At 51.5% G+C, this 26,995-nt stretch carries 21 protein-coding genes; 1 reads left to right on the top strand and 20 read right to left on the bottom strand.

Annotated features, from left to right (window positions below; all coding sequences use genetic code 11):
- Positions 1-173 precede the first annotated feature (173 nt).
- From gloC to cmoM, 7 genes are all read right to left on the bottom strand, one after another.
- Positions 174-821, bottom strand: a complete 648-nt coding sequence (gloC, locus tag D9734_RS03390) for a hydroxyacylglutathione hydrolase GloC (RefSeq protein ID WP_130205349.1) — start codon at positions 819-821, stop codon at positions 174-176.
- Between the two features lie 26 nt (positions 822-847).
- Complete coding sequence (locus tag D9734_RS03385) at positions 848-1,396, bottom strand: YcbK family protein (protein WP_130205347.1); 549 nt, start codon at positions 1,394-1,396, stop codon at positions 848-850.
- A gap of 180 nt (positions 1,397-1,576) precedes the next feature.
- The gene (ldtD, locus tag D9734_RS03380; protein WP_130205345.1) at positions 1,577-3,424 is read right to left on the bottom strand and encodes a L,D-transpeptidase; all 1,848 of its coding nucleotides are present in this window, start codon (positions 3,422-3,424) and stop codon (positions 1,577-1,579) included.
- Positions 3,425-3,681: 257 nt separating this feature from the next.
- A complete protein-coding gene (mukB, locus tag D9734_RS03375) occupies positions 3,682-8,142 on the bottom strand; it encodes a chromosome partition protein MukB (protein ID WP_130205343.1) in 4,461 nt (1,486 codons plus the stop codon).
- Positions 8,142-8,846: a chromosome partition protein MukE gene (gene mukE, locus D9734_RS03370; RefSeq protein ID WP_010344468.1), complete on the bottom strand. Its 705-nt coding sequence runs from the start codon at positions 8,844-8,846 to the stop codon at positions 8,142-8,144. Before mukE ends, mukB begins: the two co-directional genes overlap by 1 nt.
- Positions 8,827-10,149, bottom strand: a complete 1,323-nt coding sequence (gene mukF / locus D9734_RS03365) for a chromosome partition protein MukF (RefSeq protein WP_130205341.1) — start codon at positions 10,147-10,149, stop codon at positions 8,827-8,829. The genes mukE and mukF overlap by 20 nt, the downstream gene beginning before the upstream one ends.
- Entirely contained in the window at positions 10,146-10,931 is a 786-nt protein-coding gene (gene cmoM / locus D9734_RS03360) for a tRNA uridine 5-oxyacetic acid(34) methyltransferase CmoM (RefSeq protein WP_130205339.1), read from the bottom strand. Before cmoM ends, mukF begins: the two co-directional genes overlap by 4 nt.
- Positions 10,932-11,066: 135 nt before the next feature.
- On the opposite strand from cmoM, the gene elyC reads away from it, so the two are divergent.
- Positions 11,067-11,846: an envelope biogenesis factor ElyC gene (gene elyC / locus D9734_RS03355; protein WP_130205337.1), complete on the top strand. Its 780-nt coding sequence runs from the start codon at positions 11,067-11,069 to the stop codon at positions 11,844-11,846.
- On the opposite strand, the gene D9734_RS03350 is transcribed toward elyC, so the two are convergent.
- The 13 genes from D9734_RS03350 to serC all read right to left on the bottom strand — a co-directional run bounded on the left by D9734_RS03350 (position 11,823) and on the right by serC (position 26,810).
- Positions 11,823-12,716, bottom strand: a complete 894-nt coding sequence (locus D9734_RS03350; RefSeq protein WP_130205335.1) for a YcbJ family phosphotransferase — start codon at positions 12,714-12,716, stop codon at positions 11,823-11,825. The two genes, elyC and D9734_RS03350, sit on opposite strands and share 24 nt — an antisense overlap.
- A gap of 154 nt (positions 12,717-12,870) precedes the next feature.
- Positions 12,871-13,617: a 3-deoxy-manno-octulosonate cytidylyltransferase gene (gene kdsB / locus D9734_RS03345; RefSeq protein WP_064528339.1), complete on the bottom strand. Its 747-nt coding sequence runs from the start codon at positions 13,615-13,617 to the stop codon at positions 12,871-12,873.
- Positions 13,614-13,796 carry a protein YcaR gene (gene ycaR / locus D9734_RS03340; RefSeq protein WP_000350058.1) on the bottom strand — a complete coding sequence of 61 codons (183 nt, stop codon included), beginning with the start codon at positions 13,794-13,796 and terminating at the stop codon, positions 13,614-13,616. The genes kdsB and ycaR overlap by 4 nt, the downstream gene beginning before the upstream one ends.
- Positions 13,797-13,847: 51 nt before the next feature.
- Positions 13,848-15,080, bottom strand: coding sequence for a crosslink repair DNA glycosylase YcaQ (gene ycaQ / locus D9734_RS03335; RefSeq protein ID WP_130205333.1), 1,233 nt, complete (start codon positions 15,078-15,080; stop codon positions 13,848-13,850).
- A gap of 36 nt (positions 15,081-15,116) precedes the next feature.
- Complete coding sequence (gene lpxK / locus D9734_RS03330) at positions 15,117-16,103, bottom strand: tetraacyldisaccharide 4'-kinase (protein WP_130205331.1); 987 nt, start codon at positions 16,101-16,103, stop codon at positions 15,117-15,119.
- Positions 16,100-17,848, bottom strand: a complete 1,749-nt coding sequence (gene msbA, locus D9734_RS03325; RefSeq protein WP_130205329.1) for a lipid A ABC transporter ATP-binding protein/permease MsbA — start codon at positions 17,846-17,848, stop codon at positions 16,100-16,102. Before msbA ends, lpxK begins: the two co-directional genes overlap by 4 nt.
- Positions 17,849-17,884: 36 nt before the next feature.
- Positions 17,885-20,149, bottom strand: a complete 2,265-nt coding sequence (locus D9734_RS03320) for a ComEC family protein (RefSeq protein ID WP_130205327.1) — start codon at positions 20,147-20,149, stop codon at positions 17,885-17,887.
- 205 nt (positions 20,150-20,354) lie between these two features.
- Positions 20,355-20,639 carry an integration host factor subunit beta gene (gene ihfB, locus D9734_RS03315; protein ID WP_000167336.1) on the bottom strand — a complete coding sequence of 95 codons (285 nt, stop codon included), beginning with the start codon at positions 20,637-20,639 and terminating at the stop codon, positions 20,355-20,357.
- A gap of 159 nt (positions 20,640-20,798) precedes the next feature.
- Positions 20,799-22,472: a 30S ribosomal protein S1 gene (rpsA, locus tag D9734_RS03310; RefSeq protein ID WP_000140327.1), complete on the bottom strand. Its 1,674-nt coding sequence runs from the start codon at positions 22,470-22,472 to the stop codon at positions 20,799-20,801.
- Between the two features lie 110 nt (positions 22,473-22,582).
- Complete coding sequence (gene cmk, locus D9734_RS03305) at positions 22,583-23,266, bottom strand: (d)CMP kinase (protein ID WP_000125014.1); 684 nt, start codon at positions 23,264-23,266, stop codon at positions 22,583-22,585.
- A 172-nt stretch (positions 23,267-23,438) separates the two neighbouring features.
- A complete protein-coding gene (gene ycaL / locus D9734_RS03300; protein ID WP_130205325.1) occupies positions 23,439-24,203 on the bottom strand; it encodes a metallopeptidase YcaL in 765 nt (254 codons plus the stop codon).
- A 164-nt stretch (positions 24,204-24,367) separates the two neighbouring features.
- Complete coding sequence (aroA, locus tag D9734_RS03290; protein ID WP_130205323.1) at positions 24,368-25,651, bottom strand: 3-phosphoshikimate 1-carboxyvinyltransferase; 1,284 nt, start codon at positions 25,649-25,651, stop codon at positions 24,368-24,370.
- Between the two features lie 70 nt (positions 25,652-25,721).
- Positions 25,722-26,810 (bottom strand): 3-phosphoserine/phosphohydroxythreonine transaminase, encoded by a 1,089-nt coding sequence (serC, locus tag D9734_RS03285; protein ID WP_022645462.1) that lies wholly within the window; start codon positions 26,808-26,810, stop codon positions 25,722-25,724.
- Between the last annotated feature and the right edge of the window lie 185 nt (positions 26,811-26,995).

The following is a 26,995-nucleotide window of genomic DNA, read 5'->3' as shown; positions in this document are numbered from 1 at the left end:
AACGCAACATTGCCTGATGCGCTACGCTTATCAGGCCTACGCGTCCCCTGCAATATTTTGAATTTGCACAATTTTGTAGGCTAGATAAGGTGCTCGCGCCGCATCCGGCATAAACAAAGCGCACTTTGTCAGAAATCCAGGCCCGCATTAAAAGCGGGCTTTTTTATGCGCTTTTACCAGACGGGCATTTCGTCTTGCAGGAAGGGGTTATGCAGGCGCTCATAACCAAGAGTGGATAATGGTCCGTGACCAGGAATAAATGTCACGTCATCCCCCAATGGCAGCAATTTATCTTTGATTGAAGAAATTAGTTGATTGTGATCGCCTCGTGGGAAGTCACTGCGCCCTACTCCGCCTTTGAAAAGGACGTCGCCAGAAATCAACAGTTTTGCCTGATTATCAAAGAAAACCACATGGCCTGGCGTATGCCCTGGGCAATGTAACACCTGTAAAGTCACATTCCCTATGCTGATAGTGTCGCCTTCATTCAGCCAGCGATCTGGCGTTAATGGCTGACACTCTTCTAGGCCAAACATGCGACTCTGCGCAGGCAAGCCTTGCAGCCAGAACTCATCTTCTTTTTCCGGGCCAAGCACTGGCACGCCGTAGTGTTGTGCCAGTTCCGCCGCTGCGCCAACGTGGTCCAGATGACCATGCGTCAGCAGGATCTGCATTAGCGTCAGGCCGCTGGCGTCAACTTCCTGTTTGATTTTTTCCGCATCGCCACCCGGATCGACCAGTGCGGCCAGGCGAGTTTGCTCACACCAGATCAATGAACAGTTCTGGGAAAATGCGGTGACCGGAATAATACGATAATTCATACTGCCCCTGTTTCGTTAAGCGATTGTTACCAGTGCCGCGCTGGCCCGGTATCAATATGCACAAAGTTACTGCGTGGGTAATATCCTACACCACCTGCGCGCATAGATAACGCTGCTTTGCGTATATTGCTTAACGCAATACCTTCAATATGGAAGTCCATCGCCTGCCCTTTAGTGTGATAGCTTTTCTTTGCTACTCCACGGCTGTGGGCGCGTAATTCATTATTGGTGTCAATCGAACGGTAGCCAGAAATGAGCTGTACTGGCTTGCGAGTGCCTAACAACCCTTGCAGGCGATATAACTGGTCGAATAATCCTGGGTCGATGGACCTTATTTTGTTCGCGCGGAAATCGCGGAAAAAATGGTTTAGTTTTGCCAATTCTTCCTGAATATAGCCTCTGCCATCGAAAAACTCCGCCTTAATTGACTCTCCGGTATGGAGATTGTTAAGTGTCAAAATGCGCGGACGTGGGGTAGAGAGTGTCGCAAATGAAGGCGTCGGCAGGATGGCGGCACCAAGTGCAACACCACCAAGCGCCAGTAGTTTGCGGCGATTAGCGTCGAATTTGTCCATGATAATCAAGTCTACAGGTCAATGTTATCGTTTATATGCACTTCTGGCGCACAAGAGGCACCTTAACCGCCCATAAAGCTGACGTCAAGATGACTCACCCCCAGCAGCGACGGGGGCTACAGAGAATAGCCCCCGAAAATGCTAATTATTACGACAACAGATTTTCCCGAACTACTTCATTTACCTGATTAATTGTTCCGCTTTTGAGACAATTTGCGAGCTGGATCGTGCCGGCAGATCATAATTGTAAATATCTGTACGATATTGGGTACGACCATCTGCACCAACAAAAGCGGTCAGATAGTAAAGATTAACCGGTATCGATTGACGAATATTAACGTAACGGGTATCACCCCGCTTTAGAGCATCGGAGATACGCTTGTCATTCCAGCCAGCATCCTGCAGCAGCATATTTGCCAGATCCGACGCCTTATTCACCCGCACACAGCCAGAACTCAACGCGCGCGTTTCACGTTTGAAAAGATTGTGATTCGGCGTGTCATGCAAATAGATAGCGTCTGAACTCGGCATATTAAATTTATACCGTCCTAGCGAATTTCGCGGGCCAGGAGCTTGCTGGAAGCGGAACGGCAAATTCGATGCGGTTATCGTCGACCAGTCAATCTGCCACGGGTCAAGCGCATCTTTGCTGTTCCAGCCGCGCATAACCGTATAGCCATGGCTTTCAAGATAACCGGGATCGTTACGCACCTTTGGCAGAATATCTTTGCGTGCCAGCGTCGGTGGTACGTTCCACGGCGGGTTTACCACCACATTGTTTAAGGCACTGCTCATCATCGGCGTTTTGCGATCGGGACGACCGACAATGACCCTTGAATCCAGCACTTGATTGCCGTTCTGATAATAGACCAGCGAATAGGCCGGAATGTTAACCATGATGCCAGTAGAAAGCTCGGATGGCAGCAAGCGCAATCGCTGGATATTGAGCGCCAGCACGCCCGCTCGCTGTGCAGGCGTGACGTTTAACCAGTCTCGCGTTGCCGGGCCAATAGAGCCATCTGCCCCTAAGCCTTGCCATGCCTGAAAACGTTTCACGGCTTCCACCAGCTCATTATCATAGGCAGCTCGGACGGCTGGCGCAGGTTTACTGCGAGCTGTAGTTTGCTTACCCATCGGCTTAGTTTCGGCTGTTTCGATTGCAGCGGCAGACGGACTAACTACCGCGCCTGTCGATGTTTCATCGCCCGGCAGTGCTATTTTCGGCCCACCTTCGAGCATACCTGTACGCTGCAAAATCTCGCGCAGCGCCGGGACGTCGTTACTCCATTGACCAGGACGTAGCGTTGCTTTACCGGTCAGTTGCGGCCACGGTTTGGAATCACTCAATAAGTTCAGCAAAGATTCATGCATTGCTGAATATTGCGGATGCTGTGGTGCCAACCCTGTGACAAACGTGGTCAGTTGACCGTTATCCAGCGCCACCTGCCAATGGTTAATGACCGAGAGCGGCGGTGTTGAGAGCGCATAAGGTTTACTGCTGTACAGCCAGCGGGTACCTTTGACCGGAATGTTTGCGACGAAATGGAGATACCCCATCATTGCATCCGATAGCACCACATCACGTGCCATACCGTTAACGCCAGGGTTAGTCAGTAACTCCACCCATTTGTTAAACTGCGGTTGAAAACCGGCAATCGCCACTTCCGCCAACTGCTGCTGGAAAGCTTTAACTGCATCACGATTTTCCCACATCGGCTGCATATCGCGTGCTGCATACAAGAGTTGAAGCTGGTTAAGATAAACCGGCTTATAACCTGCAGGTAATTGTGATTCAATTTGCGTGCGGGCCTTTTCTGCCGCACCTTCAGGTAGCGGTTGGATCCCCGCCATTATTGCCGTGGCTTGCGCCTGCGGCAGTACATCTCCCTGTTCACTTACAGCCACCGGGCTGTCACCAGGGATAACCTCAGGCTCATCAGCCTGCACACTGAACAGTGGAGCGAATGTTACGGCCAGGCACAAACTGATTGCCGAAAGCCGACGACCACACATCATGTTAAGCAACATCCCTTGCCCCCTGTTTTTATCATACTCTGAATAGCCAGGCTGTTTTATCTTAACTGCCTTTACAACGCCAATACTCATGAAAGTATGACGAGCAAGCCTGTTACTTCTCAAGCTTACCTTCAGTATATAAACGTCGGTACGTTTTTACACAACCTAATGTAAAGAAGTTTAAAGAAAAGCGCGCCATAATGCGGCATTTTTTTAGTGCAGAAACGGAGTTTTTCGAAAAAAAAAGCGGCATCGCTGCCGCCTTGAACTTAACTTGCCTGAGAAGGCGCTTCGTCCGTTCCTGGAAGCGTTTCAGGGAGTCGCGGCGCAAATCCTCGCAGGCCGACTACGTGAACGTGTTCGGTATTCTGGAAGACTTTACGCACCAGTTTATAGGTGGTGCCTTTCTCCGGGCTGATATTTTCAGGTGCCGCGATGATGAGCTGCATTTGCAAACGCTCACACAATTCAAACAGCGTGGCGATGGAACGGGCATCCAGTCGCGCAGCTTCATCGAGGAATAGCAGACGGCAAGGAGAGATATCTTTACCGCGCAGGCGGCGAGATTCATCTTCCCAGCTCTGTACCACCATCACCAGAATCGACATACCCGTACCGATAGCCTCACCGGTCGACAGTGCGCCAGACTCCGCGCGCAACCAGCCATCGGAACCACGGTTAACCTCAACTTCCATCTCCAGGTAGTTACGGTAATCCAGAAGTTCTTCACCAATGGTTTGCGGCGTGCGCTGACCCATATCAATTTGTGGATTAAGTCGCTGATACAGTTTTGCCAGAGCCTCTGAGAAGGTTAGACGGTTGCTCTTGAACAGATCCTGATGTTGTTCATGCTGTTCTGAAAGCACGTCAAGCAGCATGGCGTGGGTTTCACGCACGTTCACGTTCAGACGCACACTGTTCACCTGACCGAACGATACGCTCTGCAAGCCCTGGTTGAGCATGCGGATACGGTTCTGTTCGCGCTGAATGGTTTTGCGAATGATGTTCGCCACACTGCGGGAGCTGATCGCCAGTTTCTGTTCGCGAGAAGTTAACTCTTCGGTCAGACGGCTAAGTTCGATTTCCATCTGCTCGATAGCTTCCACCGGATCATCGGTACGAATAATATCCTGGCGAATACGTTCGCGCAGATGCTGATAAACCGCCACGAAGAACTGGATTTTGCGCTCAGGTCGTTTTGGATCTTCCGACATGCGCAGCACGTCGCGCAGATGTTCGTTATCCGCCACCGCCAGACGCAGCGCACCCAACGCCTTATCCGACATGGAACGCAAATCATCAGCGGAGAGATAGGCCAGCTCACGACGGTGTAAGCGGCGCTCAACACCGTTATCTTTCACCATGCGCATGACTGCACACCAGCCCGCTTTCGCGGTCACTACCTGCTCGCGCATCTCAAAGTAATCACGTTCCAGCTTGCGCAGTTTGCGGGTCAGGTTGTCCATCTCCGCTTCGCAGAAGGTCAGCGCTTTTTCCAGTTGATTGCGGCGTGAACGGTTATTGCTCAGTTGCGCGTGCAGCTCGTCACGGCGAATACGCGCCCGCTCTTCTGCCCCGCTATCGGCACGCACGCCGATATCCTGCAGTTCTCGTTGTAGATCGTTAAGCAGCTCTTTTTTGGTGTCGTAAGAACTTTTCAGCGAAGCCAGTACCTGGTTGTACTGACTCAACTGCGCAGCGTGGCCGCGCAACGCTTCACGAGCACGAGTACGTTCCGCTTCCGCCTGCTCCAGACGTTCGCGCAGTTTTTCGTTGAGATCGCTGTTCCCACTCAGCATTTCTGCCGAGTCAGAGTAGCTAAAGTGCGCACGACGCTGTACCACTTCAGTCAAGGCAAATGCCTGTTGACGGGCATCGCGCTGCATCTGCTGAGAATACGTGTAATCTTCTTTTAACTGTTCGAACTGTTCCGGGTCGCTCTGCAACACAGAAACGATCGGCTCCAGTTTCGCCAGTTGATTGCCAAACTGCTGAACAAAACGCGCGGCTTCCTGAGCTTCATCAAGACGTTCGCGGATTTCATCGACACGATCCGCCAGTGAGTCATCCGCTAACAGGTTGAGACGCGGCAGGATACGGTTCAGTGCCGCAACGCCCTCTTTCGCCTGCTCAAACTGAATTCGCTGCTGCTGGTTATCATTTTCATGATTACTCAACGCCCGCTCCAGTTCGACACGACGGCTGTTCAGTTGGCGAATTTCGGCTTCTGGATCGGACTCAAACGCCACTGCCAGATGGCTGCCAATAAAGCGGCTGAATGCCTGATGCAGTCGCTGGGTTTTCTGAACATCAAAGGAGAGCGTAGCAAAGCGTTCAGAGAGCAATTCGCGCTCGGCGTGCAAGCTTTCGATGCGGCTTTCACGCGCCGCGCGACCAAACAGCGGCACTTCCGGGAAGCGCGAGTAACGCCACTGACGCTCGGCGGTTTTCACCACCACCGCTTTTTCCAGCTCATCGACGTTGAACACGCTATCATCGAACGACTGCGGATCTCCCTCGATCAAGTAGAGATCTTCCGGACAATCGGTTAAGCCTTCTAGCTGTTCGGCCACCTGAGACAGATCCGGCACCACAATGGCGTGGCGAGACGGGCCATACAGCGCCGAGAAGTACGGCGCATCTTCCAGGCTAACGTCGTCATAAATTTCTGACAGCAGCACGCCGCCAAAGCGTTCCGCCAACGCATTCAGACGCTGGTCTTCGGAGCCGCCTGGCTGGCTTAAACGTTCGATCTCTTCATCGACAGCGTTTTTGCGCGCGCCCACTTCATCACGTTCAACAATCGCTTCGCGCTCACGCTCCAGCAGTTGTTGCAGATATTCGGTGACATCCTGGCTGCAGGTGAACTCTTCACCGCACTGCTCGCTCAACTGATTGAGGCTGTTTTGCGCTGCCAGCCAAACCGGCGCACGCTGCATCAGGCTCTGAATACGAGATTGCAGCTGTTCCTGTTCCTGACGCAGTGCCATACGCTCTTCACGGGCGTTGGAAACGCTGTCAGAAAGAGAGGCAATACGCGCTTCCAGTTCCTGATGCAGGGCTTCCAGTTCGTCGATATCAAAATTCTTGCCCTGACGTTTGCAGAAATCTGCCAGCAGACGTTCAGCTTCTTGCTGCTCGCGCAGACGCTGTTCCAGTTCGCTTAAGCGCATCCGCAGTGGCTGAACCTGCTCTGCCAGGTGACGCTGATCGACCCCTTCGCGCAGCAGTTCGCGGGCGACATCCCACGCCTCGTTACGCGCCAGCGGGCCGTTGATTGCAACCACCAGCTGATAAGCCTGCTCAAACTGGCTGTGCGCAGTTTGCGCCATGCTCATTTTCTGCTCAAGAGAGAGCATTTTTTCGGTCGCTTCCAGCTCTTTCGCCTGGAAGGTTTCCAGCCATTCGGCGGCGCTGTCGGCGGTTAAGTCCGGCAGATGGCACAGTTCTTTGGCGCGATTAAGCGCAGCAATCGCCTGGTTGTACTGGATCGCACGCGTTTGCTGGACGTCCAGCGCCTGCTGGTAGTCAGCAAGCTGACTTTTCAGCTCGTCCACTTCCAGTTCGGCGGCTTCCGCGCGCGCTTCGTTATCTTCCTGACGCTCGATGGCTTCTGCCACCACTTCATTTTGCTCTTCGAGACGGATCTGCAGTTCATCGAGGTCCGCTTCGTAGCGTTCGATTTTCTCCTGCTGACGCAAAGCGGTTTGCACCAGGTTCAGGTGATCGCTGGCCGCCTGATAATCCGCTTCCAGATCGCCTTCGGCACCGTTGTGCTCTGCCAGTTCACGCGCCATATCGACGTGTTTGTACTGCTCCGCCGCCAGCTGCTGACGCGAAGTATGTAGCTCGCGACGAAACTCCAGGGCTTTATCGAGATGAACACGGCGCTCGTTGGCGTGACGCATGTAGTCCGCCGCCACGTAGTTGGTAGCTTCGCTGATCAGATGCTTAAACAGGTCACGGTCAGACTGGGTGACGCGAATCGCTTCCAGCGTCATACGGTTTTCACGCAGCGCCGCTTCCATGTCCTGGAACGCTTTACGCACGCCGCTGTTTTCCGGCAACAGGTAGTCGCGCAGAGAACGGGTGATGGCACTGGAGATACCACCGTACAGAGAAGCTTCGATCAGACGATAGAATTTGCTACGGTCAGACGCCGAACGCAGACGACGCGCGATGATGCCCAGATCGAACATCAGCGAGTGATAATCGGTAATGGAGTTGAACTGCTTAAACTGCACGCCTTCCATCGCCTCGAGCTTTTCTTTCAGCTCGTTAAGCGGCAGCACGCGCGCCTGGCGTTCGTTCAGGGATTCGGTCACCAGCTGCGTCGGCTGCACCGACATCGGCAGTCCCTGAATGGCAAACGGCTTGATATCAACTTTACGATCGCGTCCGGCAACCTGTTGCAGACGCACACCGACCACCACGCGCTGGTGGCGCGAGTTAATGGTGTCGAGCATCGAATAACAGACACCCGCTTTCAGCTTACCGTGCAGACCTTTATCGCGCGAACCGCTGGTAGCCCCGGCTTCCGTGGTGTTACGGAAATGCAGCAGGGTCAAGTCGGGAATGAGCGCCGTAACAAACGCCGCCATCGTGGTGGATTTACCCGCACCGTTACCGCCGGAAAGCGTCGTGACCAACTCATCCAGGTCAAAGGTGCGAGCAAAAAAGCCGTTCCAGTTAATCAGCGTCAGTGAGCGAAATTTACCGCGTTCAATCATTATTCTTCCTCTCCGCTATCTGGCTGATTCTCTTCAGTTTCGTCATTGAGTTGCAGGTGATTTTCCAGCGACATTGCTTCACCATCGCGAATCAGACGACGTTGTGCTTCACGCGGATCGTCGCCCGCACGCACATCGGCACCAAAGCGGAACACCGATTCGGTAATGCGGAACTTGCTGCTGTCGTGGCCCATAAACCACACCATGCCTAAGCGACGCAGACGGTTGAGCGAAGAGCGTACTTTTTCCTGCAACTTCTGGCGGTCAACGTCTGAACCGGTAGAACGATTGTTCACCAGTTTCAGCAATTTTGCTTCATCGGCCAGGGTGAGCAGTTCGTCATACAGTTCCTGCTGGGTAAAGATCCCCTCGTTCGCCAGCCGTTCCGGGCTGAGATAGAGATAACAGAGGATTTTCCCGACCATCATGTCCAGTTCCGACAACACGGAACGAGGGATGATGGTGGTGGAACGTGGACGTAAATAGAAGAAACCTTCCGGCGCGCGGATTAGCTCCACGTTATAACGCGCGTAAAATTCTTCCAGATATTCCTGAAAATCCATCAGGAAAGCATGATTATCCAGTTCGTCGAGGCCAATATGGCGGCCTGAACGTAAGGCGCTATCCAGCGCCGGAAATAACGGATTCGCCAGCGCCTGCGCCAGCTTAACCGGCATCACTTGTTCAATATTTGTCGATGACATGCGCCTGTACCTTGGCTCCGTAATCATTAATCGGCTGCCATTTCGCTGGCAGTCCGGTGAAGTCTGCTTGCGCTACGCCGAGGCGTACCGCCTGATCAATAACAATACGCGCGACGTCAAAGTGACGCGCACGCGGATACTGCGCCAGATATTCGCGTACCACCAGACCAAGATCCAGCGGTACTTGTCTGGTTTTATAGACGGCGAGCTGCTCTTCGATAATCGCTGCGAGTTGTTCGCGGATCTCGTTAAACTCTTCGTACTCTAAATCTGGCGGAAGTTCCCCGGTCACTTCTTCATCGCGCAGTGCCATCTCTTCGTCACGCATATCCAGCAGACGATCGGCATTGGCGTAAGTCAGCGCCCACGGCTCATCAAAATAGGTTTGTACCGATTGGCGTAAACGCTGGGCAAAGACGCGGTTTTTATCCATATCGATAGCGGTACGAATAAATTTGTGTACGTGGCGATCGTAGCCAATCCACAAGTCGATGGATTGCTGGCCCCAACTGATAATACGGTCGAGTTTGCTCTGCAGATCGAACACCAGGCGATCGACAAAATGCAGATCGTCATGGGTCATCGTCGCATCCTGAATGCGCAACAGATTGGCCTGGAGTTTGTCGCCTGCCGCTTCCAGCGTATCCTGCAATTCACGCAGCGTTCCGGAAGTTTCCGAAAGCAACAATTCACAGCTGGAGATCGCCGCCCGCCAGTCTTTATTCAGCAACTGAGCGATATCGTCCTTCACCTGCTGCTGCTGTTCGTCCATCAGACGTTGCGTCAGGTCGATGCTGTCGAAAATTTCCGCTACCGAATATTTCAGCGGCGCATAGACGTTGCGGTGCCAGTGAAATTCATCACCGCCCTCTTCGGCGGCATCGGCTGCACGTTTTAGCTCACCCGCCACAATCGACAACTGCATAGAAAGGCGCAACGTAGAAAACTCGCGCTGACGGATGTAGTAGTCAGTAATGCCGATGCCGAGCGGCGTCAGGCGATAAATAGCATTCCCTTCCGCCTGCTCGCTGGTAAAGCGGTTCAGCAGACGTTGACGCACCATATCGTTGATCGCGTTGTTGGCGCGCACGCCGATGGTTTCGCTGGTTTGCTCAAACGCATCACTCACATGGCGGAACGCATCCACCAGCTCGCCTTCACTCATCTCACCATCAAGACGCTCACCATTCAGCGTGGCAACAGCCAGCAGAAAAGAGAGTCGGTCTACCGGCAGCGAGATGGAGAAGTCATTTTTTCTGGCCCAGGCAACCAGTTCGGGGACTGTCTGGGATAATTCACTCATACTTTATCCTTGCTCTGCGGTTTGTGCGCGGTGACATGAATATAACGCCCCAGGTTAATATACGGTTCCTGACGGCAATAACGCGTTTCTAATTCAAGTAATGCTTCATAGCTGTCGCGCTGTTGGTGCTTTTCACGCAGATAATCATGAAACACGCGAACGCCTGTCTTACCCATAATTTGCCAACCAGCTTCTTCCAGCCACAGATAAACTTGCGCCGGGTCGCGTGGATAATCTGGCGAAAGCGTCCGTTTTTTCTTTTTCGGCATTCCCGCCTGCACGTAATCAAAATTCCCGGCGACCATGTTATGCATCAGCAAGCCGTGCGCATTGTAGAACATTAACGACAACACACCGCCTGGACGCAACACGGACCACAGGGTCTGTAATACGCTGCGGGGATCGGCCACCCACTCCAGCACCGCATGGAACAATATCAGATCAACGGGCGTTTCCAAATGTGAAGCAACATCCTGAGCGGCGCAATGTATAAATTGCATTTTGTCGCTCACACCTTTTGCTTCTGCCGCCTGTTTTGCGCGGTCGATCATCTGCGCAGAGAGATCGCATAAAATGACCTGATGCCCGCGCTCGGCCATTTTGATTGCGGTCTGCCCTTCACCGCCACCGGCATCCAGCACACGCAGTTTTTGCGCGCCCATTTCCGCCAGCACGCGATCGAGATCTTGCCACAGAATAGCCTGTCGAAGCTGCCCTTTGGTGGTGCCGTAAATGTTACGGGAAAACTTTTCCGCAATATCATCAAAATTGCGATCCTGCATTGCTTTCTCCACCGGTTGGCTAAGACGTTTTCTGATAAAGACGCTATTTTGTCACAGCCACGGCGAGAATGAACCCGTCTGGTGTAATATCGCTGGCGATCCCTTGCTATATGGTCAAAAAAGGAACCAGAAAGGATGCTTTTTACACTGAAAAAAGTGATTGGCAATATGTTGCTGCCACTTCCGCTGATGTTGTTGATTATTGGCGCTGGCCTGGCGCTGCTGTGGTTTAGCCGTTTTCAAAAAACCGGGAAGATTTTTATTAGCATTGGGTGGCTGGCGCTCTTGTTATTGAGTTTGCAACCGGTAGCCGACCGCCTGCTGCGTCCCATCGAAAGCACCTATCCGACATGGAATAATTCGCAAAAAGTGGACTATATCGTGGTGCTCGGAGGTGGTTATACCTGGAACCCGCAGTGGGCACCGAGCTCTAATTTAATCAATAACAGTTTGCCGCGCCTGAATGAAGGTATTCGTCTTTGGCGCAACAACCCTGGCGCAAAGTTAATCTTTACCGGTGGGGTAGCGCAAACCAATACGGTCAGCGCAGCCGAAGTAGGTGCCAGAGTGGCGCAATCGCTGGGTGTCCCACGCGAGCAAATTATCACACTGGATTTACCAAAAGATACCGAAGAAGAAGCTGCCGCAGTGAAAAAGGCGATTGGCAACGCCCCTTTCCTGCTGGTGACATCTGCGTACCATTTGCCACGCGCGATGATCTTTTTTCAGCAGGAAGGGCTGAATCCATTGCCTGCGCCGGCCAATCAGCTAGCAATCGACTCGCCGCTTAATCCGTGGGAACGAGCAATCCCCTCGCCGCTCTGGTTGGTGCATAGCGACCGCGTTGGCTATGAAACGCTTGGCCGCATCTGGCAGTGGCTGAAAGGTTCGTCAGGCGAGCCACGGCAGGAGTGATTTAGTCGCCAGATCAAAGTTGCTACGGTTAAACCGCCCGGTATTGACCAGTTGCGCAACTTCATCCCATAACACATACAACCAACGCCGCCAGATGAAAGACTCCGCCACTGGCGCGCGTTGCAGGTAACTCCAGAGCAAATCTTCCGCCAGGGTGTTATCCATCAACCGGAATAATTCATACTCACGCGGTGCCCAGAGCATTAACCCCGGTCCGACCATCGCCAGGAGCTGATCGCTACGGGAATCTTTCAGCATGCTACGCAAACAGAAATTGCCGTGAATCAGCACACAATTATCGTTAAAACCTTCAAACAGCACCGGCAGACATTCACGAGTGCGAAAAAGAATCCTCTTATCCTGCATGGTTAAACCTGTGTTATTGAACTGATTGAGCGTCGCCCACAGCATTTCAACGTGCTGACGATACCAGGAAGGCCAGAAATTTTCCTGAGTATTGTCAACCGCGCCAACACATCCGCGGCTGTCCTGACGGTGCCAGGCCAACAATGCTTCAACAATTTGATCTTTCAGATGTTCCCAGCGCTCTGGCGTTCTTGCGGGGGCTTCCACAGAAACACCGCGCATCCGCTCCAGCAACAAGACATCGGGACCGGGATGTTCTTCATGCGTCATCACGCCATAGATAGTCGGCATGCGAACAGTCCCGCTCCGAGCCAGCATGGTGGTTTTCCATGCCAGCTGTCTGGCCTGCCCCGGGGTAGAAAAACTTCGCGCCATGAGCGGCATCGGGTTTCCCTGGCTGTCATACAACGCCCACAGAGTTGTGTCTGCTTTTTCATTCACACACTCTATACGACTCAATCTTTCGCCCAGTAAATGGCTTAGTTCGGCACGCAGCTGTTCCATTCAGATTACCCTCATAAAAGCTACTGCTTTCATAATGAGCGCCAATGTAAAAGATGTCACCTGAATGAGATCAATTGTTGAAGGGAAAAAATGAAGAGAATCGTAACGCTACGACACTCCTCCCAAAATTGAGATGGAGTGTCGTGGGGAAAAATTAAGCCATTTCAGCGCGAACACGCTCAAGATCTTCGGGAGTATCTACACCGGTGCCAGGAACCTCCTGGGCGACAGCAACATGGATTTTTTCTCCATACCACAGCACACGAAGCTGTTCTAACATTTCGATATGTTCTAACGGGCTTGGCTGCCAGTTAACATAGCGGCGGATAAAACCTGCACGATAGCCATAAATGCCGAGATGGCGCAGGAAGTTATCTCCTACGGTTTCCAGACCTTTCGCAAAACGGTCACGATCCCACGGAATGGTGGCGCGCGAGAAGTAGAGCGCATAACCTTCGGCGTCGAGAACAACTTTAACCGCATTCGGGTTAAAGGCTTCTTCCGCACTGTGGATAGGCACAGCCAAGGTCGCCATTCCAACCTGACGCTGGGCAAGGTTATCGGCAACCTGACGAATGATTGTCGCGGGGATCATCGGTTCATCACCCTGCACATTCACAATCACCGTGTCGTCGCTGAACGCGCATTTTTCGACAACCTCCGCCAGGCGTTCTGTACCTGACTGGTGATCTGCACGCGTCATGCATACTTCACCGCCAGCAGCTTCAACAGCGCGGGCGACATCCTCATGATCGGTTGCGACGATGATGCGCTCGGCACCTGATTCGCGCGCGCGTTCGAGTACATGAACAATCATAGGTTTGCCGTTAATATCGACCAGCGGCTTACCTGGCAGACGCGTGGAAGCGTAGCGCGCGGGAATAATGACCACAAAACTCATGATTTACTCTCATCAGCAGTCAGCACGCGGGCTTCCGTTTCCAGCAACACTGGAATGCCATCGCGCAGCGGAAAAGCCAGGTTGTCCAGTTTGCAAATAAGTTCTTGTTTTTCCTGGTTATACCAAAGTTTGCCGTTGCAAACCGGGCAGGCAATGATTTCAAGCAGACGATGATCCATAGTTCCTCCAGATGGATCGGGTTATGAATGCATAAATCTTATCATAATCATTTATGCGTCGGGGTCTATTTCCCAGCCAGTGCGGTAATCGGTAAAGAAACCGTGCGGGCAGCGCCCTATTGTTACTCGCGTTGCCTGCTGCCAGTGAGCAAAATCCGTAATCGCCTGACGCAGCCCTTTTTGAAGGGTCACTGTTGGTTTTACCCCATCCTGTAGCCAGAGAGAGAGCACTTCAAAGATGCCAGTCTGGCGATGCATCTTAGAATCCATTCGCCCAACTAATTGCCCACGATGCAATAACGGTAGAACGAAATAACCATACTGGCGTTTGGGCGCTGGCGTGTAGCACTCCAGCCGGTAGCTAAAATCAAAAAGTTGCTCCGCCCGTTTACGATCCCAGACAACAGGATCAAAAGGCGAAAGTACCGCGCTGTGCGTTGCAGTGAGCTTTCCGGCGAGCGCACGTTCGAGTAGCGGCAGCAAATCAGCATGCAGCCAAAGATTACCCAATTTTTCAACATGCACAGCAATGATTTGCTGCTGTTCAGCCCTCGCTTCGCGCCACGCCGCCAGCGCCGGACGTTTCAGCCGGTAGTAATCCGCCAGCCACTGTTCGCGAAATATTCCCAGGCTGCGCGCACTGTTATCCAGCATGATGATTTCTGCTTCTGTTTGCGAAATGAGATCTCGCTCATCATCCCAGTCAGGCATGACACGGTGGGTTAAATCATAAACGCGCTGGAAGTTGTGCCGTTCAATCACCATCACCTTTCCGGCGGTAAAGAGCCCTTCCAGATGCCGTTTATGCGGCTTCCACTCCCACCAGCCGCTCGCCCCTTTACGAGGATGCTCAAAATCGGCTGAACGTACCGGCCCCTTATCATGAATATGCTGAATTAACTGTGCAATTTCCGCCGCATGTTCCTGCATCCAGGCATCTTTGTATTTCCAGCCCATTTTTTCAGGTGCCAGCATGCGGTGGCGAATAAGACGAAAATCGCTACGCGGCATAAAGCAGGCTTCATGCGCCCAGTATTCCATTAATTCGCCACACGCCAGAGACTCATCCAGCCACTGCGCAGGATAATTTCCCAGACGACTGAAAAGCACCAGATATGGACTACGGGCAACAATATTGATGGTATCGATTTGCAACAAGGACATGCGAGAAATGGTAGCCAGAATATCTTCCGGCGACGCGCGACGACGGGGCTTGTTTAACAGCCCTTGCGCGGTGAGATGAAGATTTCGTGCATCGGTGAGGGAGAGATAAGGCAGCGTCATTCATTGCTCCGTCAATTAAACGCTGCCGCGGCTGAATTAGTTGCCAGAAGCCAGCGAGGAAAGTTGTGCGAGCAGTTTCTCTGGTTCATCGCCCGTAAGCTGTGCGTCAACGGGCAAATACCACCAGTTTTCTTCTGCAAAAGCCCGACATTTCACCGCATCTTTTTCGGTCATGACCAGTGTTTGCCCGGCGCTTAATAGTGCGCTGACATCCGCATGATTCAAAGATTGATGATCTGCCAGCGGCACACATTTTTCCGGTTGTATACCGCACATCTTTAGTGTGGCAAAAAATCGCGGCGGGTGACCAATACCTGCCATCGCCACCACATGTTTAAGTTGTGTAACGTCACAACGCGCGCCGGTAAGTAAATTCACTGCCTGACCCGGTATTAAGTTCATCGGGATTTCACCGTGACGCGGTACGCCGCCATTGACGATTACCGCATCAACCGATTTTAAGCGCCCCGCGCGCTCGCGCATTGGCCCCGCCGGCAACCACCAGCCATTGCCAAAGCGACGCACGCCATCGATGACGGCGATTTCCACATCACGCGCCAAACGATAGTGCTGTAAACCGTCATCAGTCACGATAATCTGCACATCGGGATATTGCGCCAGAATGGCTTTTACCGCATCTGAACGGACAGGAGAAACTGCAACAGGTGCACCCGTACGCTGATAAATCAGCACCGGTTCATCGCCCGCCTGTGCGGTGGTGGTATCTGCCGACAATAACAGCGGATACGACTCAGCTTTACCGCCATAGCCCCGTGACACTACGCCAACACGAATACCGCGCTTTTGTAGTTGTTCCACCAGCCAGACAACCACCGGAGTTTTTCCGTTGCCGCCTGCGGTGAGATTACCAACCACGACAACCGGTACGGGGGCTCGCCAGGCGCGCTTCAGTTTTAGTTTATAGCAAAGACGGATAGCGCCACTCACCAGGCCATACAACCAGGAGAGTGGCAGCAATAACCGCCACAAAGGGGATTCACCAGACCAGATTTTTTCGATCATTGGCCAAACTGCATTTTATGAAGTTGCGCGTAGACTCCACGGTGCTCAAGCAAATCGTTATGCGTACCGCGTTCCACAATGATCCCGTCCTCGACGACCACAATTTCGTCTGCCTTTTCAATGGTAGACAAGCGGTGGGCAATCACCAGTGAGGTACGGTTTTTCTGCAACTCGTCCAGCGCCGCCTGAATCGCGCGTTCGGATTCGGTGTCCAGCGCCGAGGTGGCTTCATCCAGAATCAGAATTGGGCTATCACGCAGCAAGGCTCGGGCAATGGCAATACGCTGGCGCTGACCGCCAGAAAGCAACACGCCGTTTTCACCAATCACCGTATCAAGACCGTTATCCATCTTATTGATAAAGTCCATGGCATAGGCCATACGTGCCGCTTCTTCAATCTGCTCACGGCTGTACTGTTCAGTACGGGCGTAAGCAATGTTGTTGGCAACCGTGTCATTAAACAGATGGACATTCTGCGACACCAGAGCAACCTGGTTACGTAAAGACGCCAGGGTATACTCGCGCAGATCGTGACCATCCATCAGGATCTCGCCTTCATCGATATCATAAAAACGGGTGATCAGGCTGGCAATGGTCGATTTACCCGACCCAGAACGCCCTACCAAAGCCACTGTTTTCCCTGCCGGGATCTTCAGGTTGATATTACGCAGCGCAGGGACTTCACGCCCCGGATAGGTAAAAGTGACATTGCGGAATTCAACGTCACCAGTAGCACGCTCAATCTCGCGTTTACCTTCGTCTTTCTCCTGTTCACTATCCAGAATGGTAAACAGCGTCTGACATGCCGCCATCCCGCGTTGGAACTGGGCGTTAACGTTGGTCAGCGATTTCAACGGACGCATCAGTGCAATCATCGAAGAGAAGACGACAGTAATCGTACCAGCAGTCAGGCTATCCATCACGCTTGGGAAGCTCGCAGCGTAGAGAACAAATGCCAGCGCCAGAGAGGCGATCAGCTGAATGATCGGGTCAGAGATGGAAGAAGCAGAAACCATCTTCATCCCCTGCAAACGCATCTTGTTGCTGACCTTATCAAAACGCTTTGTTTCTACTTCCTGGCCGCCAAAAATCAATACTTCTTTGTGGCCTTTCAGCATCTGTTCAGCACTGGTGGTCACCTGCCCCATGGTGTTCTGCATGTTTTTACTGATGCTGCGAAAACGCTTCGATACGATACGAATCGCAATCGAGACAATCGGCGCCAACACAATCAAAATGATCGACAGCTGCCAGCTGTAATAGAACATCATGGCGAACAGACCGATAATGGAAGCACCTTCACGCACCACCGTAATCAGCGCGCCGGAAGATGACGAAGCAACCTGTTCAGAATCGTAAGTAATACGTGAAAGCAGTGTCCCGGTTGATTGTTTGTCAAAAAATGACACTGGCATTCCCATCATGTGGCCGAACAGACGTCGGCGCATGGTCATAACCACTTTTCCTGATACCCAGGAGATACAGTAGCTGGAGATATAACTGGTGATACCACGTAAAATCATCAGGCCGATAACCACCAGCGGCATCCACATCAGCACGGAGCGATCTGTTTTACCAAAGCCATCATCGAGAAGCGGCTTAAGGAGCGATAACATGAAGGTATCGCTGGCTGCGTTGAGAATTAACGCTATGCCCGCCACGATCAGACCCGCTTTAAAAGGCGCAATGGTTGGCCACAGTCGGCGGAATGTCTGCCACGTAGAGAGATCTTTGTCGTTATGCATTCAAAAAACCAGCATTTGTTGAAATAGCCGCATATTCTACCCGTTATCCACTGGCACGCCAAACCACTGATGATACCAACGAGGTAAAATTTGCTCCCTTAGGCTGCTGACCCGCCAACCTTGCGCTGAAAAATTGACCGTTACTTGCCCCTGATGTGGGGTATCAACCCATTGATATCCTTGTAGTTGATAGCGAAGTTTAACTTTACTGGAGGGCAGTCGCCATGCGTTATAGCGCGATGCCGATGCCAGTGCCATTTTTCCATTTACCCGCTGAATTAATGGCACCGATGACGAGGTATTACTGCCGTGATGGGGTACCTGAATCAAAGTTGCCTGAACCTGTTGCCAGTAATGACTTAGCATTTTTTGTTCAGCGGGGGCTTCAATATCGCCAGTCAAAAGAATGCTATGTGTTCCATCATCAACCTTAATCACACAGGAATGGTTATTTCCCTTTTCGTTACTCCCTTGCAAAGGCCAGTGCACACTAAACTGCAATCCTTGCCACTGCCACGCTTCGCCACGCACGCAGGGCTGATGATGCACCCAGTTTAAGGGGCTTCTTACCCATAACGTCGGCCAGGCATGTAATATCGAGTCCAGTCCACCCCGATGATCAAGATGTTCATGACTAAGAATAACGCCTACCGGTTCAAGGTCATGCCAGCGGAGCCAGGGAATAATCAGTTGTTGCCCACTGTCCCCCTCCGGCCAGGCGAGCCCTGTATCATAGAGAACCGCTTTACCGTTTCGAGCGATCACCATTGCCAGCCCTTGCCCGACATCAAGCATATAAACCTGCCACTCATCAGACCGTGGTTTTTGCCACAGTGGCCAACACATTATAATTCCTCCAGCCATACACACCGCAGGCAACGTTTGCCATGCGTTTAGTCGCCATATCACCAGTAATAACCAGGGCGAAAATGATAGCCATTGCCAACGTTCAGCAATGCTTATCCACCCTTCAGGCAAACTCTTTAACCCCCAAAAAAGTAAAGCTAAGGACCGATCGGCAAGAAACCATATACCTTGTTCCAGGATTAATGGCCCGATTAAATGCACAACCATCGCGGCGAGGATCAACGGAACCGAAATAAATGTCACTAAGGGAATAGCGAACAAATTTGCCATAAATGAAGTCAGACTAACGCCATGAAACATGACTATTTGCACCGGCATTAGCAGGAGTGTTATACCAAGTTGCAGATGGATAAGTGAAACAATAGATTGCAATACAGGCGGCAATGGCCAGACTGGGCAGGGAAACCACTGATACCAAAATATCAGCGCGGCCACCGCTGCGGCAGAGAGCCACAAACTTTGCGAGAGGATAGCGACAGGATCCATCAGCAGAATTGCTGCCAGGCAGCATATCCACACATCCCAACCACTCCATTGCCGGCCGCTCAATTTGAGCGCTCCCCAGGTCGCAAGCGCCACCACGGTACGCAATGCAGGCGGCTGCATACCGGTAAGCCAGGCATAAAAAGCAGCGCAGCAAACTCCACCGATTAATGGCATCTGCCAGTAAATCCAACGCCCGGGGAGGAAAATTTGCCCGCCACGAATTAGCCCCGCAGCCAGTAATGCTGCAAAAGCGATGTGTAAACCCGATATCGCCATTAAATGTGCCGTACCGGTATCGCGCATTATATTTTTAATTTCTTTAGATACCGATAACCGTTCACCCATTCCTAAGCCGAGCATCACCGTCTGCCATGAATACGGCTGCAGCGTCGTTTGCAGGGATGCCAGATATTGCGCACGTAGGCTACAACCTGGTTCAATGACGCTTGCTTGCAGAAAACGTCCGGTAAGTGGCTGATGCTGGGCAATGGCATAACGCTGACTGTCAAAGCCGCCATCATTAAGTTGACCATGAACAGCACGCACTTTGAGTTTCATCGACCATCGTTGCCCGGCGCATACCGATTGTGGCAAATATTCGCCATATAGCGCGATGCCTGGCGCGGGGAATAACCGCCGCCCTTGTAGATGAGTAATTTTCCCGTAATGCGTGGTCATGCCGTCAGTGGCGGTAATCTCGACGACTGCATCCTGCGTCGCGCCAGTTAAGTTTTCTCCTGCCCACAGAATTTGCTTCGCCGCCAACACGCCCCAAAGAAAAAACAGCAATGTCAGCGTGAAATAACGGACGACTTTAACAGGAATAAATGCCAGTACGCAGACAAATACAGTCAGACTCGCAAGAGTTAATGTCCCAGGTAACTGCGGCAAAATCAGCAGCGGAAAAATCCCGCAAATTATGCACAGGCTAACTGTCGTTATTTTCATGCACTCCTCCCTGTTTTTGGAAAGTGTGCAACTTTGTTGAGTGGTTGTCTGGCGGGAGTTTTGCGTTGCCCGAGGCACGTTCAGAAGAATTTAGCAGGATGATGAAAACTGTACACAACTCTGCGAGACAGCTTCCAGAACCATATTGCAGAAATGAAAAAAGCACCCGACAGGTGCTTTTTCCGCGTTCAAGTTTTACTAAAACTTAACCGTAAATATTGGCGCGATCGCGCAGTTCTTTACCTGGTTTAAAGTGAGGAACGTATTTTCCTTCCAGCTCTACTTTATCGCCAGTCTTCGGATTACGTCCGGTACGCGGTGCGCGGTAGTGCAAAGAGAAACTGCCGAAACCGCGGATTTCAATACGCTCGCCCTGCGCAAGAGTCGAGGCCATATGCTCCAGCATCTCTTTTACTGCATCTTCAACCGTCTTGGCGGGAATGTGCGATTGCTGGGTGGCAAGTCTTTCTATCAATTCTGACTTGGTCATGATTCCTCCGGTTCCTTAAAGGCAAATTTAACGGCTGCTGTTGCTGCATTGATTAAGGGCGGCCGTAGCCGCCCTTAGTGCTTGATTACAGGACGAAACCTGCAATCTGTCAAGTAAACTCAGCAAACTTCGGAATAAAAATCCCGAAGAGTCAGAGAATTACTCGCCTTTAGCTGCTTTGAAAGCTTCAGCCATTGCGTTGTTGGAGAAGTTTGCATCTTCCTGTTTGTTAACAGTTGCGATTGCATCTTTCTCGTCAGCTTCGTCTTTCGCACGAACAGACAGGCTGATTGCGCGGTTTTTACGATCAACGCCAGTGAATTTAGCTTCAACTTCGTCGCCAACGCTCAGAACCAGGGTAGCGTCTTCAACGCGGTCACGGGATGCTTCAGAAGCACGCAGGTAACCTTCAACGCCGTCAGCCAGTTCTACGGTTGCGCCTTTAGCGTCAACTGCAGTTACTTTACCGGTTACGATAGCGCCTTTCTTGTTCAGAGCAACCCAGTTGTTGAACGGATCTTCTGCGAGCTGTTTAACGCCCAGGGAGATACGTTCACGTTCTGCGTCAACCTGCAGAACAACTGCAGCGATTTCGTCGCCTTTTTTGTATTCACGAACTGCTTCTTCGCCTGCAACGTTCCAGGAGATGTCAGACAGGTGAACCAGGCCGTCGATGCCGCCGTCCAGGCCGATGAAGATACCAAAGTCAGTGATAGACTTGATTTTACCTTCAACACGGTCGCCCTTGTTGTGGGTTTCCGCGAACTGCTGCCACGGGTTAGCTTTGCACTGTTTCAGACCCAGGGAGATACGACGACGTTCTTCGTCGATATCCAGAACCATAACTTCCACTACATCGCCAACGTTAACAACTTTGGACGGGTGGATGTTTTTGTTGGTCCAATCCATTTCGGAAACGTGTACCAGGCCTTCAACGCCTTCTTCGATTTCAACGAAGCAGCCGTAGTCGGTCAGGTTGGTCACGCGACCAGTCAGTTTGGTACCTTCCGGATAACGTTTAGCGATAGCTACCCACGGATCTTCGCCCAGCTGTTTCAGGCCCAGGGATACACGGGTACGTTCGCGGTCGAACTTCAGCACTTTAACAGTGATTTCGTCGCCCACGTTGACGATTTCGCTCGGATGCTTAACGCGTTTCCAGGCCATGTCAGTGATGTGCAGCAGGCCGTCAACGCCGCCCAGATCAACGAATGCACCGTAGTCAGTGAGGTTCTTAACGATACCTTTAACTTCCATGCCTTCCTGCAGGTTTTCCAGCAGCTGATCGCGCTCTGCGCTGTTTTCGGATTCGATAACGGCACGACGAGAAACAACAACGTTGTTGCGCTTCTGATCCAGCTTGATTACTTTGAATTCAAGCTCTTTGCCTTCCAGGTGCAGAGTGTCACGCACCGGACGAACGTCTACCAGAGAACCTGGCAGGAACGCACGAATACCGTTCAGCTCAACAGTGAAGCCGCCCTTAACTTTGCCGTTGATAACACCGGTAACAGTTTCAGCATCTTCGTAAGCTTTTTCCAGCGTGATCCAGGCTTCGTGACGTTTAGCTTTCTCACGGGACAGCAGAGTTTCACCGAAGCCGTCTTCTACTGCGTCCAGAGCAACGTCAACTTCGTCACCTACCTGGATTTCCAGTTCGCCCTGGGCGTTTTTGAACTGCTCAGCCGGGATGGCAGACTCAGATTTCAGACCAGCGTCAACCAGTACTACATCTTTGTCGATAGCAACAACAACGCCACGAACGATAGAACCCGGGCGGGTTTCGATTTCTTTTAAGGACTCTTCAAAGAGTTGAGCAAAAGATTCAGTCATGTTTAATCTTCAGGTTTATATTTAACGTCCACCTGGCTCCGTGCCGGATGGGGTTGTTTAACATACCCGCTGTCATTCCATTGCAACGGGGGTACTGCAAATTCGGTCGCTTATGCGAGAGCCAATTTTTGGCGCGCGTAGTGTAACGCTTTTTCAATCACTTGCTCAATGCTTAAGGTGGTGGAATCCAAAACTAAAGCATCGGCTGCCGGAACCAAGGGCGCTACCGCGCGATTACGATCGCGGTCGTCGCGTTCTTTGATCTCGGCCAAAAGGCGCTCAAAGTTAACACTAAAGCCCTTCTCCTGCAACTGTAGCATGCGGCGATGCGCACGTTCTTCCGAGGAGGCGTCAAGGAAAATTTTTACTGGCGCATCAGGGAATACCACTGTCCCCATATCGCGACCATCGGCGATCAAACCGGGTAACTCCCGGAATGCACGTTGGCGACGCAATAATGCTTCACGAACGCGTGGGAATGCAGCGACTTGTGAAGCAGCATTCGCCACTTCCTGAGTACGAATTTCGCCGCTGACATCTTCCCCTTCGAGGATCACTTCCAGATTGCCATTGGTCGACACAAAACGTACATCCAGATGGGATGCCAGCGGCACCAGCGCATCTTCCGACGCAACATCAACATGGTGATGTAATGCCGCCAGTGCCAGTACGCGATAAATTGCACCCGAGTCCAGCAGATGCCATTGCAACGCTTCCGCCATAGCCTTACACAAGGTGCCTTTCCCTGCACCGCTTGGGCCATCAATGGTAATAACCGGGGCAATTGCCGTCATCTTTATCTCCTTAAAACAGGCGTACCGTTAACATAACCGCGCGCATTATACGCGTCGGCGCCACAAATCGTTAACGTTGTGTGCAAAAACCAGTTTTGTCTGTATTCAGATGGGGATTTATTGCGCAATTATAGCGGGCTGGCGAAAGACCAGCCCGAAAGATGACAATGATTTACTTACCGGAGGCGATACGATCGCGGATGTGCTGTGCACGCTCTGCTGATGGTGGATGAGAGTCAAACATAGACTGAGTACGACCGCCATCCAGGCTGGCCAGTTTTTCAAAGCTACCGACCAGTCCCTGGGTGTTAATGCCACGTTTCTTCAGCAGATCAAAGGAGAAATCATCTGCTTCAGACTCTTTATCGCGGGAGTACTTAGCATTGATAGCGCCTTCTGCGATATCGCCCAGTTGCGAGCGAGAAAGCTGAGAAGCAACACCGCTGGTGGCGGAAATTGCATCACGTGCGGCAACGATCGCATAAGAGGCTTTCATTTCAGCCAGCGAGTGACCCAATGCAACGTGTCCCAGTTCATGACCCAGAACGCCTTCAATTTCGTTGTCGTTCATCATGTCCATCAGGCCACTGTAGACACGGACACAGCCGTTTGCCATCGCCCATGCGTTAACGTCGCTGGTCATATAAACCTTATAGTTGACCGGCGTACCGTTAATGTTGTTACCCAATGCTTTGGCGATTTTTGCCAGACGTTTACCGTACTTGCTGGATTTGCTTGCAACTTGATTGCCGCTGTCCATTTCGGTACAGCCCTGATTGGCAATGGCTTTTGCATCGGCGTCGCTTAACGTTGCAGCTTTATAGGCATTTAAACCGGAGCTGATAGCCATATTGGTATCAATACCGTGCGTATTTTGACACCCTGTCAGTAGTGCTGCAGAAGTCGCAATCGCCAGCAGTAATTTAGTATTCTTCATGTGAATCATCCGTTGATTAATCATATATAAATATTATGTATCAATAAATTACATTGATAATCGACGTTACCACTGTTCAAAATGACTCACAAGGTCCGAAAAAAAACGCCGGCAGTGTGCCGACGCTTTTAGAAAGAAATATTTGTCTATTTATCGCCCGTTATTCAAGCTGGTTGGCTTATCCGCGCCAGTTGTTCGAAGTAATCCGGGAAGGTTTTAGCCGTACATTTGGGGTCAAGAATCGTCACTGGCGTATCTGACAAGGCCACCAGCGAGAAACACATCGCTATCCGGTGATCATTGTATGTCGCGATCTCGGCAAAGTTCAGTTTTTCCGGTGGAGTTATGCGAATGAAATCGTGCCCCTCTTCAACTTCTGCACCGACTTTACGTAGCTCTGTTGCCATCGCGAACAGGCGATCCGTTTCTTTTACGCGCCAGTTATAAATATTGCGCAGCGTGGTTGTGCCTTTTGCAAATAACGCCGTCGTGGCAATGGTCATCGCCGCATCGGGAATATGGTTCATATCCATATCGATGGCGTTCAGTTCGCCACACGTGCAGGCAATATAATCATCGCCCCAGCTAATGGTCGCCCCCATTTTTTCCAGTACATCAGCAAATCGAATATCGCCCTGCATACTGTTGCGTCCAATGCCGGTCACTTTTACCGTGCCGCCTTTGATTGCTGCTGCTGCCAGGAAGTAAGAAGCTGAAGATGCATCTCCTTCGACCAAATAAGTACCCGGAGACTGATAAGACTGCCCCCCTTTTACGACAAATTGTTGATAGTGCTGATTTTCAATCTCAACACCAAACGTTTTCATCAGGTTGAGCGTGATATCGATATAAGGTTTAGAAACCAGATCACCTTTAATACGAATAACTGTATCTTTCGGCGCAAGAGGCGCAGTCATTAACAGTGCGGTGAGGAACTGGCTGGAAACGGAGCCATCAACGTCAACGTTGCCGCCAGTAAAACCGCCCTGTAAACGCAACGGTGGATAATTATCTTGTTCCAGGTAAGTGATTTTCGCTCCGCCCTGGCGCAACGCATCCACCAGATGACCAATCGGGCGTTCTTTCATACGCGGCTCACCAGTCAGGACAATATCATTGTTTCCCAGACAAAGTGCCGCCGCCAGCGGACGCATAGCCGTTCCGGCGTTTCCAAGAAACAACTCCAGGGCACTTTCTGCGTGTAATGGACCGCCGTTACCGATGATTTCGCAACGCGTACGATCGGCTGAAAGCGTGTAACTTACCCCTAACGCCGTTAATGCATTCAGCATATGGCGCACGTCATCGCTATCAAGCAGATTAGTTAATACTGTTTTGCCGTGTGCTAATGCCGCCAGCAATAAAGCGCGGTTAGAAACGCTCTTGGAACCGGGCAGATTAATAGTGCCATCGACACGGGCGATGGGGTGCAACGTCAGGGATTCCATGAACTCAACTCTCTACAACAGAAATAAAAACCCCACAGTCTGGCTGTGGGGATTACGCAAAATGTCGGCATTAGCCGTGACGACGTTCGAACTCAACCATGAAGTCTGTCAGTGCTTTAACGCCTTCCAGCGGCATGGCGTTATAAATAGAAGCACGCATTCCGCCGACCACACGGTGACCTTTCAGCGCATGTAAGCCCGCAGCGAAAGACTCTTCGAGGAACAATTTATCAAGCGCGCTATCCGCCAACTGGAACGGCACGTTCATCCGCGAACGGTTAGCTTTCGCCACATCATTGCGGTAGAAATCGCTGTTATCAATCACCCCATACAGCAGTTCTGCTTTTTGCTGATTGATCTTATCCATTGCAACCACACCGCCGTTCGCTTTCAGCCATTTGAAGACCAGACCAGACAGATACCAGGCAAACGTTGGCGGCGTGTTAAACATGGAGTCGTTATCGTTGAGGATGGAATAATCCAGAATCGACGGACAAGCGATATTCGCTTTGCCCAGCAAATCTTCACGAACGATGACGATTGTCAGGCCAGCCGGGCCGATATTTTTCTGCGCACCAGCGTAAATTACGCCATAACGGCTGACATCAATCGGACGGGAAAGAATGGTTGAAGAGAAGTCGGCAGCGACCACCACATCTTTGCCGAAGTCTGGCGTTTCGTCGATGGCGATACCATCAATGGTTTCATTCGGGCAGTAATGCATATAAGCAGCATTATCAGAGAGCTGCCATTCACGCATTGGCTTAACCGCGCGCAGACCATCAACAGTCACTTTGGCGTCAAAGACATTAGGCGTGCAGTATTTTTTCGCTTCTTTAATGGCACTTGCCGCCCAGTAACCGGCATCAACATAATCTGCGGTGGTTTTATCACCAAGAATATTCAGCGGTACAGCAGCAAACTGACCGCGACCGCCGCCGTGGCAGAACAATACTTTGTAGTTGGAGGGGATATTAAGAAGATCACGAAAATCCTTCTCGGCTTCCTCTGCAACCTGAATGAACTCTTTGCCACGGTGACTCACTTCCATCACCGACGTACCAAGACCGTTCCAGTCGCGCAGTTCCTGTTGAGCCTGTTTAAGCACCTCTGCCGGCAGCATTGCCGGACCAGAACTAAAATTGAAGATTTGAGCCATTTCCCCTCACCACGTTGCGTTGCTATTAACCCGCGGTCAATCGATTGCGACCACAGGTAATACATTATTCCTGTGGCTATCGGTTTTATCATTCAGTGACACACATCGCAATGAGTAAAACCGTTGAGGGCAAAAATGTGGCTTGCATCACACAAAAGAATCTCTCGGATTATTAGAAAAAAGCC

Origin of the sequence: Escherichia sp. E14S1 (assembly GCF_004211995.1) — a bacterium.
Lineage (GTDB): Bacteria > Pseudomonadota > Gammaproteobacteria > Enterobacterales > Enterobacteriaceae > Escherichia.
The sequence above is the reverse complement of the archived record's forward strand: the minus strand, read 5'-3'. Positions and strand labels throughout refer to the sequence as shown.